The organism is Vibrio sp. 1562, from assembly GCF_033340155.1.
GTDB classification, from domain to species: Bacteria; Pseudomonadota; Gammaproteobacteria; order Enterobacterales; family Vibrionaceae; genus Vibrio; species Vibrio alginolyticus.
Map to the genome: position 1 here is coordinate 1 of NZ_JAWOVY010000574.1, position 586 is coordinate 586.

A 586-nucleotide genomic window follows, 5' to 3' on the forward strand; every position below is an offset into this window, starting at 1 on the left:
TATCGCAGAACGTCTCGACGTTAGCCGCACAGTAGTGCGTGAAGCGATCATCATGCTGGAGCTGGAAAACCTTGTCGAAGTGAAGAAAGGTTCTGGGGTGTATGTCATCAATATTCCATCTCAACCGAACTCCCGTGAGAACGTGATCAGCGATGATGCCGGTCCGTTTGAAATGCTCCAAGCTCGCCAGTTGCTTGAAAGTAACATTGCGGAATTTGCAGCGATGCAAGTAACGCCTGGCGACATCGTGAAAATGCGTGCAGCCCTTGAGTTAGAACGAGAAGAACTTGCCAGTGGCACCGCAGATTGCAACGGTGATGAGAAGTTTCACATGTGCATTGCAGAGGCAACTCAAAACTCTGTGCTGGTGGACATGTTGAAGCAATCTTGGGAGCGACGCGAGAGCAGCCCAATGTGGAAGAAACTTCATTCTCACATTGCTGGTCAAGACTACCGTGAAGAGTGGTTAGACGATCACGCCAAAATCCTCGCCGCATTGCAGCGTAAAGATCCTATCGCTGCAAAAAATGCCATGTGGCAACACCTTGAAAACGTTAAACAGCGCCTGTTGGAGCTGTCTGACATC

General features: G+C 49.7%; 1 protein-coding gene. It reads left to right on the plus strand.

All coding sequences use genetic code 11. From position 1 onward, the window contains the following. Positions 1–586, plus strand: a 586-nt coding sequence (locus tag R7Z49_RS26470) for an FCD domain-containing protein (RefSeq protein WP_318112624.1), incomplete at both ends; no start/stop codon positions are given.